General features: G+C 72.4%; 14 protein-coding genes. 11 read left to right on the top strand and 3 right to left on the bottom strand.

Translation table 11 applies throughout. The features are described 5' to 3' along the window. Positions 1–3: 3 nt before the first annotated feature. Together BLT99_RS07395 and BLT99_RS07390 are read right to left on the bottom strand one after the other, a co-directional pair. Positions 4–699 carry a response regulator gene (locus tag BLT99_RS07395; protein ID WP_092670590.1) on the bottom strand — a complete coding sequence of 232 codons (696 nt, stop codon included), beginning with the start codon at positions 697–699 and terminating at the stop codon, positions 4–6. Then, the gene (locus BLT99_RS07390) at positions 696–2,342 is read right to left on the bottom strand and encodes an ATP-binding protein (RefSeq protein ID WP_229724882.1); all 1,647 of its coding nucleotides are present in this window, start codon (positions 2,340–2,342) and stop codon (positions 696–698) included. The genes BLT99_RS07395 and BLT99_RS07390 overlap by 4 nt, the downstream gene beginning before the upstream one ends. Positions 2,343–2,575: 233 nt before the next feature. On the opposite strand from BLT99_RS07390, the gene BLT99_RS07385 reads away from it, so the two are divergent. The 10 genes from BLT99_RS07385 (at position 2,576) to dapF (ending at position 12,051) form a co-directional block, all read left to right on the top strand. Continuing rightward, entirely contained in the window at positions 2,576–3,601 is a 1,026-nt protein-coding gene (locus BLT99_RS07385) for a Bug family tripartite tricarboxylate transporter substrate binding protein (RefSeq protein ID WP_092670586.1), read from the top strand. Beyond that, positions 3,598–4,176, top strand: coding sequence for a tripartite tricarboxylate transporter TctB family protein (locus BLT99_RS07380; protein WP_092670584.1), 579 nt, complete (start codon positions 3,598–3,600; stop codon positions 4,174–4,176). The genes BLT99_RS07385 and BLT99_RS07380 overlap by 4 nt, the downstream gene beginning before the upstream one ends. After that, entirely contained in the window at positions 4,169–5,770 is a 1,602-nt protein-coding gene (locus tag BLT99_RS07375; protein WP_092670582.1) for a tripartite tricarboxylate transporter permease, read from the top strand. The genes BLT99_RS07380 and BLT99_RS07375 overlap by 8 nt, the downstream gene beginning before the upstream one ends. 145 nt (positions 5,771–5,915) lie before the next feature. Further along, positions 5,916–6,230 (top strand): helix-turn-helix domain-containing protein, encoded by a 315-nt coding sequence (locus BLT99_RS07370; RefSeq protein ID WP_092670580.1) that lies wholly within the window; start codon positions 5,916–5,918, stop codon positions 6,228–6,230. A gap of 64 nt (positions 6,231–6,294) precedes the next feature. Then, positions 6,295–6,525, top strand: a complete 231-nt coding sequence (locus BLT99_RS07365; protein ID WP_092670578.1) for a DUF3046 domain-containing protein — start codon at positions 6,295–6,297, stop codon at positions 6,523–6,525. Positions 6,526–6,783: 258 nt separating this feature from the next. Beyond that, positions 6,784–7,854, top strand: a complete 1,071-nt coding sequence (gene recA, locus BLT99_RS07360) for a recombinase RecA (protein WP_092670576.1) — start codon at positions 6,784–6,786, stop codon at positions 7,852–7,854. 16 nt (positions 7,855–7,870) lie between these two features. After that, positions 7,871–8,551, top strand: coding sequence for a regulatory protein RecX (locus tag BLT99_RS07355; protein ID WP_092670574.1), 681 nt, complete (start codon positions 7,871–7,873; stop codon positions 8,549–8,551). Positions 8,552–8,594: 43 nt separating this feature from the next. Then, complete coding sequence (gene miaB / locus BLT99_RS07350; RefSeq protein ID WP_092670572.1) at positions 8,595–10,199, top strand: tRNA (N6-isopentenyl adenosine(37)-C2)-methylthiotransferase MiaB; 1,605 nt, start codon at positions 8,595–8,597, stop codon at positions 10,197–10,199. A gap of 1 nt (position 10,200) precedes the next feature. Next, entirely contained in the window at positions 10,201–11,121 is a 921-nt protein-coding gene (gene miaA, locus BLT99_RS07345) for a tRNA (adenosine(37)-N6)-dimethylallyltransferase MiaA (protein ID WP_229724881.1), read from the top strand. 45 nt (positions 11,122–11,166) lie between these two features. Then, positions 11,167–12,051 carry a diaminopimelate epimerase gene (gene dapF / locus BLT99_RS07340; RefSeq protein ID WP_092670568.1) on the top strand — a complete coding sequence of 295 codons (885 nt, stop codon included), beginning with the start codon at positions 11,167–11,169 and terminating at the stop codon, positions 12,049–12,051. Between the two features lie 16 nt (positions 12,052–12,067). Here dapF and BLT99_RS07335 read toward each other — a convergent pair whose 3' ends face one another. Next, entirely contained in the window at positions 12,068–12,679 is a 612-nt protein-coding gene (locus BLT99_RS07335) for a class I SAM-dependent methyltransferase (protein ID WP_092670566.1), read from the bottom strand. 41 nt (positions 12,680–12,720) lie between these two features. Between BLT99_RS07335 and hflX the strand changes: the two genes are divergently transcribed. Beyond that, positions 12,721–14,247, top strand: coding sequence for a GTPase HflX (gene hflX / locus BLT99_RS07330; RefSeq protein WP_092670564.1), 1,527 nt, complete (start codon positions 12,721–12,723; stop codon positions 14,245–14,247). Positions 14,248–14,420: the final 173 nt, after the last annotated feature.

The following is a 14,420-nucleotide window of genomic DNA, read 5'->3' as shown; positions in this document are numbered from 1 at the left end:
CCCTCAGCGCCGCGGCATCCGGTATCGATGCTCGGGTCGGCCCGCACTGCCGTACCGGGGAGCGACCTCGGCGGCGCCGGTCGCGACGAGGTGCTCGAGGTAGCGGCGCGCGCTCACGCGCGACATGCCGAGCGCCTCGGCGATCTCGGCCGCCGACGCATCGGCGGGGCAGTCGGCGAGCCCGGCGGCGACCCGCTCGAGGGAGACCGGCGACAGGCCCTTCGGCAGCGCGACGCGGCGGGCGGTGATCGTGCCCGCGCTCGCGCCGAGCACGCGATCGATACCGCGCTGGTCGAGCGCGGCTCGGGGCGCGGCGCGCTCGGCGGCGATGCCGCGGCGTACGTCGTCGAGCCGCTCGACGAGGCTCGCGCCGGAGAACGGCTTCACGAGGTAGTGGCGCACGCCGAGCTGGCGTGCCCGTCGCACGGTGTCGAGGTCGCGCGCGGCGGTCACCGCGATCACCTCGACGTCGTCGCCCTCGGCGCGCAGGCGCCGCAGCACGTCGAGACCGCCGAGGTCCGGCAGGTACACGTCGAGCAGTACGAGTTGGGGCCGGTGGCGTTCGATCGCCGCGAGTGCGGCCTCGCCGGTGTGGGCCTCGGCCACGACGGCGAAGCCGGGCTGGGCGTCGACGAACGCCCGGTTGACCTGGGCGACGGCGAAGTCGTCGTCCACGATGACGACGCGGATGTCGCTCATGCGCGCCCTCCGGACCCGGAGGCCGCGGTCGCGGCATCGGTGCGCGGAACCCCCGCGCCGTGCCAGGGCAGGTTCACCACGAACCGGGCCCCGCCCGCGGGCGACTCGGCGACGAGGACGCTGCCGCCGAGGCGGTCGGCGACCCGCTGCACGATCGTCAGGCCGATGCCGCGCCGCGCCTTGCCCGGCGCGGGCGCCTTGCCGCTGACGTCGGGCTCGAAGATGGCCGCACGCCGCTCCGGCACGATGCCGGGCCCATCGTCGTCGACGCGCACGACGACCCGACCCGTCTCGAGGTCGTCGCGGATGGACACCACCACGCGCCCGCCCAGGATGCACGCCTCGATCGCGTTGTCGACGAGGTTGCCGACCACGGTGACCAGGTCGGTTCGCTCGCGCGCGTCGGCCGCCTGGTCGAGGTGCGACTCGGGTTCGAGCTCGAGCGAGACGCCGAGCTCCTGGGCGCGCGAGCGCTTGGCGAGCACGAGCGCCGCCGTCTCGACGTCGGCGATGCCGTCGTGCTCGTCGAGCGACGAGAGCGCGCCGCCGCTGCCGACCCGCTGGATGAACGCGATGGCCGCGTCGACGTGGCCGAGCTCGAGCAGGCCGCTCACGACGTGCAGCTTGTTGGAGAACTCGTGCGACTGTGCGCGCAGCCCCTCGGCGAGGCCCTGCGCGCCCTCGAGTTCGCGCAGCGTCGTCTCGAGCTCGGTGCGGTCCCGGAGGATCGCGATGGAGCCGACCTCCCGCCCCTCGACGCGCACGCGGTCGCCGTGCACGAGGAGCACGCGTTCGCCCGAGAGCACGGGCGTCTCCCGGTCCTCGCCGGACGCGATGAACCGTGCGAGCTCGGGGTCGAGCACGTCCTCGACGGGCAGCCCGAGCATGCGCCCGGGCTCCTCGACGTCGAGCAGCCGTGCGGCCGCGTCGTTCATGAGGACGATCCGGCCACGGTCGTCGACCGCCACGAGTCCCTCGCGGATGCCGTGCAGCATCGCCTCGCGCGTCTCGAGCATCGCGCGGATCTCGTCGGGCTCGAGCCCGTAGATGCGGCGCCGGATGAGCCGGCCGATCCATGCCGACCCGACGACGCCGACGAGCGCCGCGACCGCGAGCGCCGCGAGCAGCCCGCCGAGGCCGCCGAGGAAGTCGGCGCGCAGCTCGGACTCGAGGATACCCACCGAGACCTGGCCCATCACCTCGCCGCGCTTGTCGAAGATCGGCACCTTGACGCGCCAGGACTCGCCGAGCGTGCCGGTCTGCGTGCCGACGTAGACCTCGCCCGACAGGGGGATGGCCGGATCGGTCGACACCCGCTCGCCGATGCGGTCGGGGTTCGGGTGCGAGTAGCGCATGCCCTCGTCGTTCGCCACGACCACGTACGTCACGTCGGACGCGTGCCGGATGACCTCGGCGACCGGCTGGATCGTCTCGGAGGGATCAGGATCGTCGAACGCCTCGAGGATCACGGGCAGCCCGGCCACGGACTGGGCGACCGCGATCATGCGGTCCTGGTAGCCCTCGCGCAGCTGGCGCTCCTGGATGAGCATCGCCGTGACGCCGGTGCCGACGACGGTCGTGAGCACGATGGCGACCTGCAGCAGCAGCAGCTGCATGCCCAGCGTCATCCTCGACCGGCTCACCCGTCAAGTGTGCCCCACGCGCGGGGGGCGGTCGGCCGGACGGTCGTGACCAATACGACCGAATCGACCGAAACGACCAGTACGACCCTTGCGACCGCAACGTTCCGGTGCGGCGCGACGGCGACCTAGCGTCATCCGAACCGACGATCGTCGGCCCGGCGCTGGTGCCGGGCACTCAAGGAGGAGCATTGCGATCACACAGCCGGCCGACCCCCTCGGCCACCCCTGACCGGATGCGGGCCGCCGCCGTGCGCGCCGCGCTCGCGGGCCTCGGCGTCACCGCCCTGGTCGGACTCGCGGGGTGCAGCACGTCCGCCACCGCGGGCGGCGACGCGGATGACGCGACCGCCGCGGCATCCCTCGACGCCGTCAGCCTCATCGCCCCCGCCGACCCGGGCGGCGGCTGGGACCAGACCGCGCGGGCCATCTCGCAGGTGCTGACCGACGAGGACCTCGTCGGCTCGGCACCCGTCGAGAACATCGGCGGGGCGGGCGGCACCGTGGGCCTCGCGGCGCTGGCCAACGAGAAGGACCCCGCGACGCTCATGGTCACGGGCCTCGTCATGGTCGGCGCCGTCGAGACCAACGCGTCGCCCGTGCGCATCGAGGACATGACGCCCATCGCCAAGCTGACCGAGGAGGCGCTGGTCCTGGTCGTCCCGGCGGACTCGCCGTACGAGACGGCCGAGGACCTCGTGGACGCCATCGTCGACGAGGGCGCGGCGATCTCGGTCACGGGCGGCTCGGCCGGCGGCGCCGACCACATCCTGGCGGGCATGCTGCTGACCGAGGCCGGCGTCGACCCCGCCGACATCCCGTCGACACTCAACTACATCCCGAACTCGGGCGGCGGCGAGGCCGTGACCATGCTGCTCGGCAACACCGTGCAGGCCGGCATCTCGGGCGTCGGCGAGTTCGTCGAGCAGATCGAGGCGGGCGAGCTGCGCGCGCTCGCGGTCTCGTCGCCCGAGCCGGTCGAGCTGCTGCCCGACACGCCCACCCTGGTCGACGAGGGCTACGACGTCACGCTCACCAACTGGCGTGGCCTCCTCGCCCCGGCCGACGTGGACGAGGCCGACGCCGAGGCGCTGCGAACGCTCGTGACCGACCTGCACGACTCGGGTGCGTGGGCCGACACGCTCGAGGAGAAGGGCTGGGCCGATGCGTTCCTCACGGGCGAGGACTTCGAGTCCTTCCTCGACGGCAACATCGACGAGGTCGCCCGGACGCTGCAGTCGATCGGCCTGGTCGCACCGTGACCGAGCCCACCCCGGTTCCCCTCGACGCTGCGGCGTCGGGGGGAACCCCCGCCCCGGGCCCAGCGCGCGCGGGCGCCCGCGCGCCGATCGGCGAGTACGCGTTCGCGGCGGTCTGCGCCGCGCTCGGCGCGTACGCGATCGTGGGCGCCGGCTTCATCCGGGTCCCGCCCGGCTCGGCGAGCGTGCTCGGGCCCCGCGTGTTCCCGTACGCCGTCGGGGTGCTGCTCGTCGCGGCATCCGTCGCCGTCATCGTGCAGATCGCACGCGGCCACCGCGGCGTGCCCGATGACGGCGAGGACGTCGACCCCGACGCCCCGACCGACTGGCTCACCGTCGCCAAGCTCATCGCGATCCTCCTCTCGCAACTCCTGCTCATCGAATGGGCCGGCTGGCCGATCGCCGTCGCGGTCGTGTTCGGCGGCGCTGCGATCATCCTGGGGGCCAAGCGGTGGTGGACGGCGCTGCTCGTCGGGCTCGGCCTCGGGCTCGTCACCCAACTCGTCTTCGGCGCCTGGCTCGGGCTCTCGCTGCCAGCCGGCCCGCTCCTCGACTGGATCCCGATCTTCCATGGATAGCCTCACCGCACTCCTCGAGGGCTTCGCCACCGCGCTGCAGCCCCAGTACCTGCTCTACGCGCTCTTCGGCGTGTTCATCGGCACGGCCGTCGGCGTGCTGCCCGGCATCGGCCCGGCCATGACCGTCGCGCTCCTGCTGCCCCTGACGTACTCGCTCGACCCGACCGGCGCGCTCATCCTGTTCGCCGGCATCTATTACGGCGGCATGTACGGCGGCTCGACGACCTCGATCCTGCTGAACACGCCGGGCGAGTCGTCCTCGATCGTGACGGCGCTCGAGGGCAACCGGATGGCGAAGGCGGGCCGGGGCGCGGCCGCGCTCGCGACCGCGGCCATCGGCTCCTTCGTCGCGGGCACCGTGGCGACCGTGCTGCTGACCTTCCTGGCGCCCGGCATCGCGAAGCTCGCGGTGCAGCTCGGGCCCGCCGACTACTTCGCGCTCATCGTCGTGGCGTTCCTCACCGTGGGCGCGCTGCTCGGCTCGAGCGTGCCGCGCGGGCTCGTGTCGCTCGGCCTCGGACTGCTGCTCGGGCTCGTGGGCACCGAGGTGCTCTCGGGCCAGCAGCGCTACACGCTCGGCGTCCCGAGCCTGGCCGACGGCATCGACGTCGTGCTCATCGCCGTCGGCCTCTTCGCGCTCGGCGAGACCCTGTACGTGGCCGCGCGACTGCGCCATGGCCCGGTCCGGGTGATCCCGGTGTCGAGCGGATGGCGCAGCTGGCTCACGCGCGAGGACCTGCGCCGCTCGTGGAAGCCGTGGCTCCGCGGCACCGCGATCGGCTTCCCGATCGGCACGATCCCGGCGGGCGGGGCGGATGTCGCGACCTTCCTGTCGTACGCGAGCGAGCGCCGGCTCGCGAGGGGACCGGCCCGCGCGCAGTTCGGGCGCGGCGCGATCGAGGGCGTCGCGGGACCCGAGGCGGCCAACAACGCCGCAGCGGCCGGCGTGCTCGTGCCGCTGCTCACGCTCGGCCTCCCGACGACCGCGACGGCCGCGATCATCATCTCCGCGTTCCAGTCGTACGGCATCCGGCCGGGACCGCTGCTCTTCGAGAACCAGTCCGGACTGGTGTGGGCGCTCATCGCGAGCCTCTACATCGGCAACGTGCTGCTGCTCGTGCTCAACCTGCCGCTCGTGGGCATGTGGGTGAAGGTCCTGCGGATCCCGCGGCCCTACCTCTACGCCGGAATCCTCGCGTTCGCGGGGCTCGGGGCGTACGCACTGCACTTCAACGTGTTCGACACGCTGACGCTGCTCGTCGTCGGCGTCGTCGGGTTCCTCATGCGCCGCTACGGCTACCCGGTCGCGCCGATGGTCGTCGGCGGGATCCTCGGGCCGATGGCCGAGGAGCAGCTGCGCAAGTCGATGGCCATCAGCCAGGGCGACCTCGCCTACCTCGTGCACAGCCCGTTCGCGATCGCCGCGTACGGCACGCTCGCGGTGATCGTGGTGACCGGCATCTGGCTGAAGCGGCGCAAGGCGCGGCTCGAGGCGTCGCCGACGCTCGTGCCGACGGCTGCGATCGCCGCGATCGACGTGCCCGAGCCGGAGCCGGCGGAGCCGCCGGCGTCTGGCGCACGCGGCGGGGAATAGCCCACGTGAACACCCTGTTACAGGTGTCGGGTTCACAAGAAAACTCCAGTGACCACCGATAGGCTCGGTGAACGGGACGAGGCGCTAGACTGACCTCCCCGAACCGGCCGCCGCAAGGTGGTCGCAGGCAGAGAGGGAGGTTCCGATGGTTCTGGTTCGACAGGAGATCGGCGACGTGCTGAGGGACTTCCGCCTGCAGAAGGGTCGCACGCTCCGTCAGGTCGCGAGCAAGGCCAGCGTCGCGCTGGGCTACCTCAGCGAGGTCGAGCGCGGTCAGAAGGAGGCCTCGAGCGAGATCCTCGCCTCGGTGGCCGACGCCCTCGACACGCCCATCTCGGTGATCATGCACGAGGTCGGCGACCGCATCGCGGTCCTCGAGGGGCTCTCGGCGCCGTCGGTGCCCGACAGCCTTCCCGACGAGCTCGTGGCGGAGTTCGACGCGGACATGATGGTTCGCTGACCCACCCACGTCGCAGCGCTCGGCCGGTCCTCGGACCGGCCGTTCGCATGTCCGGAGGATTGCCGTGAAGCGCAGTGAGTTCGACCTCGCGGTCGAGGAGGAGTTCGGCGCGGGATACGCGAGCGTCGTCGTCGACGACCTCGTGCTCGGCGCGCTCGACGGACGGACCGCCCGCCAGGCGCTCGCCGCCGGCGTGGCGCCGCGCACGGTCTGGCTCGCGATCTGCGAGGCGACCGACGTGCCGGCGTCGCGACGGCACGGCGCCGGTCTGCGGGCGCCGCGCGACGACGCGTGAACCCGCCGAAGATCCGTTCGACACGCCGCGTGTCGCGTCGAACATCCGTTCGGGTCGCGGAGTAGGCTCCTCAACAGCGGGAGGGATGTCGCATCCATCCACATGCGCGGGTCGCTCGGCCCCGGATGTCGGTGGCCGATCATACGGTCGGAGCGTCGGAACACACCGCCACCGCCTTGTCGCGAGACGTGCCGGGTCACGGCCTGGCACGCGGAACGACAGCCTAGAGGCAGCCGAACCCACCACGAAGGAGCACCGATGCCATCACCCGCAGACCGCGAGAAGGCCCTCGAGACCGCACTCGCGCAGATCGACCGACAGTTCGGCAAGGGATCGGTGATGCGCCTCGGCAGCGAGGAACGCGCCCCGGTCGAGATCATCCCCACCGGTTCCATCGCGCTCGACGTGGCGCTCGGCGTCGGCGGCCTGCCCCGTGGCCGCATCATCGAGATCTACGGTCCCGAGTCCTCCGGCAAGACCACGCTGACCCTGCACGCGATCGCCAACGTGCAGCGCGCCGGCGGCATCGCGGCGTTCATCGACGCCGAGCACGCGCTCGACCCCGACTACGCCAAGAAGCTCGGCGTCGACATCGACTCGCTGCTCGTGTCGCAGCCCGACACGGGCGAGCAGGCGCTCGAGATCGCCGACATGCTGATCCGATCGGGCTCCATCGACCTCGTCGTCATCGACTCCGTCGCGGCGCTCGTGCCGCGTGCCGAGATCGAGGGCGAGATGGGCGACTCGCACGTCGGCCTGCAGGCGCGCCTCATGTCGCAGGCGCTCCGCAAGCTCACCGGTGGCCTGAACCAGACCAAGACCACGGCGATCTTCATCAACCAGCTCCGCGAGAAGATCGGCGTGTTCTTCGGCAGCCCCGAGACCACGGCGGGTGGCAAGGCGCTCAAGTTCTACGCCTCGGTCCGCCTCGACATCCGTCGCATCGAGACGCTGAAAGACGGCACCGAGGCGGTCGGCAACCGCACGCGCGTCAAGGTGGTCAAGAACAAGATGGCGCCGCCGTTCAAGCAGGCCGAGTTCGACATCCTCTACGGCGTCGGCATCTCGCGCGAGGGCAGCCTCATCGACTACGGCGTCGACCAGGGCATCGTGAAGAAGTCGGGCGCCTGGTACACGTACGACGGCGACCAGCTCGGCCAGGGCAAAGAGAACGCACGCAACTTCCTCATCCAGAATCCCGACATCGCGGCCGACATCGAGCAGAAGATCCTCTCGAAGCTCGGCATCGGGCAGCCGGTCGGCGGTGCGACCGCCGCGCCGGGCGTGGCGCCGGTCGAGTCCCTCGCCGCGAAGCGCAAGGGCGCCTGAGCCGGCGGCACGCCAGATGAGCGACCAGCCCAGCGAGCGCCTCGCGCCCGTCGCCTACTTGCCGTGGGTGGCGCCGTCGTCCGAGCAGGCCGACGACGGCGCGGCCCCGGCGCCGCAGTCCAGCCGGCACCCCGCCGGGCGCGGGCTCCGAGCAGGACGGCCGGCGCGGCTGGTCGCAGTGGGCCGCGAGCGCGATCACGACGACGAGCCGGTCGAGACCGGAGTCGAGCGCGATGAGCGCATCGATCGACTCATCGTGTCGCGGTTGCGGCGCTCCTCCCTGTCGATCGCCGAGGTTCGCGGTGCCCTCGTCGAGCACGGGCTCGACGACCACGAGGTCGAGGAGTGGATCGAGCGGTACGAGCGGCTCGGATACCTCGACGACCGCCGGCTCGCCGATCAGCTCGTGCACAGTCACGGAGTGCGGCGCGGGCGGGGGAGCGGTGCGCTCCTGCACGAGCTCGGTCGTCGCGGCATCGACGCCCAGCTCGCGCGCGACGCGCTCGACGCGCTCGACCCCGAGCTCGAGCTCGAGCACGCCACCGAGGTGGCGTCTCGCCGCGCACGTCAGCTCGCCGGACTCGACCGGACGACGGCAGAACGGCGGCTGAGCGCCTTCCTCCTGCGTCGGGGATACGGCAGCGACCTCGTCCGGCGTGCCGTGGCGAGCGCGCTGGCGAGCGATCCCGCCGAGTGAGCCGGGCGGCAGCCCGCGCATCGTTTCGTAGACTGGTCGGATCATGACCATCATCCACGAGGCGACCGCCGTGCCAGTCGGCGACGCCGCCGAACCGGCCGCGCCCCGCACCTACGAGGTGCGCACCTTCGGGTGCCAGATGAACGTGCACGATTCCGAGCGGCTGAGCGGCTCGCTCGAGGCCGCCGGGTACGTGCCGGCCGACGGCGCCGAGCCCGACGTCGTCGTCATCAACACGTGCGCCGTGCGCGAGAACGCCGACAACAAGCTCTACGGCAACCTCGGCCACCTCGCCGGAGTCAAGCGGCGCCACGCGGGCATGCAGATCGCCGTCGGCGGCTGTCTCGCCCAGAAGGACAAGAACGTCATCCTCGAGAAGGCCCCGTGGGTCGACGTCGTCTTCGGCACCCACAACATGGGATCGCTCCCGAGCCTGCTCGACCGCGCCCGGCACAATGACGAGGCGCAGCTCGAGATCCTCGACGCGCTCGAGGTCTTCCCGTCCACGCTGCCCACCAAGCGAGACTCGACCTACTCGGGCTGGGTGTCGATCTCGGTCGGCTGCAACAACACCTGCACCTTCTGCATCGTTCCCGCGCTGCGCGGCAAGGAGAAGGACCGCCGGCCCGGCGAGATCCTCGCCGAGATCCAGGCCCTCGTCGACGACGGCGCCGTCGAGGTCACCCTGCTCGGCCAGAACGTCAACTCCTACGGCGTCGAGTTCGGCGACCGTCAGGCATTCGGCAAGCTGCTCCGCGCCGCCGGGCAGATCGACGGGCTCGAACGGATCCGGTTCACGAGCCCGCACCCCGCCGCCTTCACCGATGACGTCATCGATGCGATGGCCGAGACGCCGAGCGTCATGCCGCAGCTGCACATGCCGCTGCAGTCCGGCTCCGACCGCATCCTCAAGGCCATGCGCCGGTCGTACCGGTCGGCGAAGTTCCTCGGCATCCTCGACCGCGTGCGCGCGCGCATCCCGAATGCGGCGATCTCGACCGACATCATCGTCGGCTTCCCGGGCGAGACCGAGGCCGACTTCCAGGAGACGCTCCGCGTCGTCGAGGCCGCGCGTTTCGCATCCGCGTTCACGTTCCAGTACTCCATCCGCCCCGGCACGCCCGCGGCCACGATGGAGGAGCAGGTGCCGAAGGAGGTCGTGCAGGATCGGTACGACCGTCTCATCGCCCTCCAGGAGCGCATCTCGTGGGAGGAGAACCAGAAGCTCGTCGGCACCGCCGTCGAGGTGCTCGTCTCCACCGGCGAGGGCAAGAAGGACGCCGAGACCCATCGCCTGAGCGGCCGCGCCGAGGACAGCCGCCTCGTGCACTTCGAGGTCCCCGCCGGGTCCGAGCTGCCCCGTCCGGGCGACGTCGTGTCGGTCGTGATCACGCAGGCAGCTCCGTTCCACCTGCTCGCCGACTCGCTCGACGGCGCGCCGCTGCGCATCCGTCGCACGCGTGCGGGCGACGCGTGGGACCGCGCGCAGGCCGAGAGCTGCGGCGTGCCCGCGACGGCGGGCGCGACCGCGCCGGCGTCGGGTCCGGTCTCCCTCGGCCTTCCGACGATCCGGATCGGCTCCGAGCCGCTCACGTCGCCGGGTGTCGGCACCATGCCGATCTACGACCCGGGCGACGGCCAGCGCTGACGTGACCCTGATCGCGATCGTCGGGGCGACCGGCACGGGCAAGTCGCGGTTCGCTCTCGACCTCGCGCACGCGATCGCCGCGAGCGGTCGGCCCGCGGAGGTCGTGAACGCCGACGCCATGCAGCTCTACCGCGGCATGGACATCGGCACCGCCAAGCTCGCGGCGGAGCAACGCGAGGGCGTGCCGCACCACCTGCTCGATGTGCTCGACGTGACCGACGAGGCCTCCGTCGCGGCGTACCAGGCCGACGCTCGGGGCTCCGTCGACGAGATCGAGGCGCGCGATGGCGTGGCGCTGCTCACGGGAGGGTCTGGCCTCTACGTGTCGAGCGTCATCCACGACCTCCGGTTCCCGGGCACGGATGCCGCGATCCGCGCGCGGCTCGAGCACGAGCTCGAGCGGGTGGGCCCGGGCCTGCTCCATCGACGCCTGCGCGAGCTCGACCCCGAGACCGCCGCGAGCGTCGATCCGCAGAACGGGCGCCGAATCGTCCGTGCGCTCGAGGTCATCGAGCTCACCGGCGAGCCCAAGGCCGCCCGACTGCCCGACGAGCCGGTGCCCTGGCGTCCGCACCGCATCGTCCACCTGCGCTCCGAGCGCGCCACCCTCGTCGAGCGGCTCGATGCGCGCGCCGCGGCGATGTGGCGCGAGGGGCTCCTCGACGAGGTGCGCGCCCTCATCCCAGCAGGGCTGGAACGCGGGGTCACCGCGCGCAAGGCCATCGGCTACGCGCAGGGGCTCGCCCAGGTGCGCGGTCGCATGGCCGAGTCCGACGCGATCGCCGAGACGCAGGCGCTGACCCGCACCTATGCGAGGCGCCAGGTCGGCTGGTTCAAGCGGTACGCCGCGGCATCCGTCGTCGACGCCGACGACCGTGCGGCGGTCGCGGCCGAGGTCGCGCGGCAGGCCGCGCTCGCCTGACCCGGCGCGTCCGGAGCGGCCTCGCGCCATCCCTAGACTGATGGGATGGCGTTCGATCTGCGCTTCACCAAGGGCCACGGCACGGGCAACGACTTCGTGCTCTTCAGCGACCCCGAGGGCGACGTGCAGCTCACGCCCACGCAGATCGCGGCGGTGTGCGACCGGCACTTCGGCGTGGGCGGCGACGGGCTCATCCGCGCGGTCCGATCCGACCGGCTCGTCGACGGCGCGGCGGCGATCGCCGAGGACCCGGATGCCGCGTGGTTCATGGACTACTGGAACGCCGACGGCAGCCCTTCCGAGATGTGCGGCAACGGCATCCGCGTGTTCACGCGGTACCTGATCGACCAGGGCCTCGTCGCGCTCGCCGATGGCGAGTGGATCCCGATCGGCACGCGTGCGGGCGTCCGCCGCGTGCGCGAGCTGGGGAGCGGCAACTTCGAGGCCGACCTCGGCGTGTGGCGACTCGACGGCGGCGAGCCGCTCGTGCGTGCCAAGAACCTGCACGCCGCGCGGCCGGGCCTGGGCATCGACGTCGGCAACCCGCACGTCGTCGTCGCGCTGGCCGACGACGACGAGCTCGACGGCCTCGACCTCGCGTACGTCCCGATCCTCGAGCCCGAGCCGCAGGCGGGTGCGAACGTCGAGTTCGTCGTGCCCGCGGAACCGCTCGTCGAGGCCGGTCGCGGCCGCATCCGCATGCGCGTGCACGAGCGCGGCTCGGGCGAGACGCTGTCGTGCGGCACGGGCGCGGTCGCCTCCGCGCTCGCCGTCCGCTACTGGGCCGGCGAGGGTGCGCCCGACGAGTGGGTCGTGCAGGTGCCCGGCGGGGTCGTCGGCGTCCGCATGCGGACCGAGCCCGACGGCGAGCACGTGCTGCTCTCGGGCCCGGCAGAGCTCGTCTTCGACGGCGTGCTGAGCCTCGCCTGACCGGCCGCCCCCGAGCTCAGCGCTCGCGGGTGACCGCCAGCAGGCGGAAGCCCTTCGCCGACGAAGCGCGCTCGACGCGCCATCCGTTGCCGAGTTCGTCGGCGAGCCACCGCTGCAGCGAGTCGGCGCCGAGGTTCTTCTGCACCACGAGCCACGCCGTCGCCCCCACCTCGAGGCGCGGCAGCCAGCGCCGCAGCAGCGCGTGCAGCTCGGCCTTGCCGATGCGGATCGGCGGATTCGACCAGATCGTGGCGAATCGCACGTCGTCGGGAACATCGTCGGGCAGCGCGGCGTTGACCTGTCGTAGGCCCAGGCGGGCGGCGTTCCGGCGCACGAGGTCGAGTGCCCGCTCGTTCACGTCGACCGCCCACACCGTGGCCTCCGGTGCGTCGAGGCCGAGGGTCAGCGCGATCGGCCCCCACCCGGCCCCGAGGTCGAGCAGGTGTCCGGTCGCCGGTGGCTGCGGCACTGCGTCGAGCAGGACTCGGGTGCCGAGGTCGACGTGGGCGGGGCTGAACACGCCGCCGGCGGTGAGCACGTCGAGCTCGCGGCCGGCGAGGCGCACCGTCACCGTGCGGAGCGCGTCGTCGTCGGCGGGTTTCGACGAGAAGTAGTGCTCCTGCGGCATACAGGGGAACCTATCGCACGAACGGAAGTAGGCTGGTCGAGATGAACGACGCGGAACACGACACCCACGACGACGCGGTCGCGCGAGTGCTCCGGAGCGCGGACGTGCGCGCGGGCGTGTCCCGGTTCGGGGCGTCCGAGGCCGCGTCGATCCAGCGCGACGGCCTCGAGGTCGACGGCGACGGCGGCTTCGACGGCGAGCAGTACGACCGCGAGGCGCGCGCGGGGCTCCGGCGCGTCGGCGGACTGTCGACCGAGCTCGAGGACGTCACCGAAGTCGAGTACCGGCAGCTCCGGCTCGAGAACGTCGTGCTCATCGGCGTCTACCCGCAGGGCTCCCTCGAGGACGCCGAGAACTCGCTGCGCGAGCTCGCCGCCCTCGCCGAGACGGCCGGTGCCCGCGTGCTCGACGGGGTGCTGCAGCGCCGCCCGCACCCCGACCCGTCGACCTACCTCGGTCGCGGCAAGACCGAGGAGCTCCGCCACATCGTCGCGGCGCTCGGCGCCGACACGGTCGTCGCCGACACCGAGCTCGCGCCGAGCCAGCGCCGTGCGCTCGAGGATGCGGTGAAGGTCAAGGTCATCGACCGAACCGCAGTCATCCTCGACATCTTCAGCCAGCACGCCAAGAGCCGTGAGGGCAAGGCGCAGGTCGAGCTCGCGCAGCTCGAGTACCTCCTCCCGCGCCTCCGCGGCTGGGGCGAGTCGATGTCGCGCCAGGCCGGTGGCCAGGTCGGCGGCGCCGGCGCCGGCATGGGTTCGCGCGGACCCGGTGAGACGAAGATCGAGCTGGACCGCCGTCGCATCCACTCGCGTATGGCGCGGCTCCGCAAGCAGATCGCCGGCATGAAGCCGGCGCGAGACGCCAAGCGCGCGAACCGCAAGCGCAACGCGGTTCCGTCCGTGGCGATCGCGGGGTACACGAACGCGGGCAAGTCCAGCCTGCTCAACCGCATCACGGGTGCGGGCGTGCTCGTCGAGAACGCGCTGTTCGCCACGCTCGACGCCACCGTTCGGCGCAACACCACGCCCGATGGGCGCGTCTACACGATCGCCGACACGGTCGGCTTCGTACGCAACCTTCCGCACCAGCTCGTCGAGGCCTTCCGCTCGACGCTCGAAGAGGTCGGCGACGCCGACCTGATCGTCCACGTCGTGGACGCCGCGCACCCCGACCCCGCCGCGCAGATCGCCACCGTTCGCGACGTCATCGGCGAGGTGGGCGCGCGCGACGTGCCCGAGCTCGTGGTGTTCAACAAGGCCGACCTCATCACGCCGGAAGACCGGCTCGTGCTGCAGGGCCTCGAACCGAACGCGGTGTTCGCGTCGGCTCGCACCGGCGCCGGCGTCACCGAGGTGCTCGACGCGATCACGCGCCTGCTGCCCGACCCCGCCGTCGAGGTCGACCTGCTCGTGCCGTACGACCGCGGCGACGTCATCTCGGCGCTGCACGAGTCCGGACGCGTGCTCTCGACCGACTACGTCGAGGACGGCACGCGCATCCGCGCGCTCGCGTCGCCCGAGCAGGCCGCGCAGCTCCGGCAGTTCCAGGCGGCCGCGGTCGCATAGGGCGCGCCGCGGTCAGCCGGTCCCGTCATCCGGCGTAAACGTCGTTCCGGATGGCGCGCCCGCCGCGTATCGTCGCACCTGATCGTGGCGAGCGGCCGGATGCCGCCCGCCTGGAGCGACCGCCGAGCCCGGCACCCGCCCGCGAGACCCGCCAGCCGTGACGGCCGGCCGGG

The sequence above is a fragment of the Agromyces flavus genome (assembly GCF_900104685.1).
Lineage (GTDB): Bacteria > Actinomycetota > Actinomycetes > Actinomycetales > Microbacteriaceae > Agromyces > Agromyces flavus.
The sequence above is the reverse complement of the archived record's forward strand: the minus strand, read 5'-3'. Positions and strand labels throughout refer to the sequence as shown.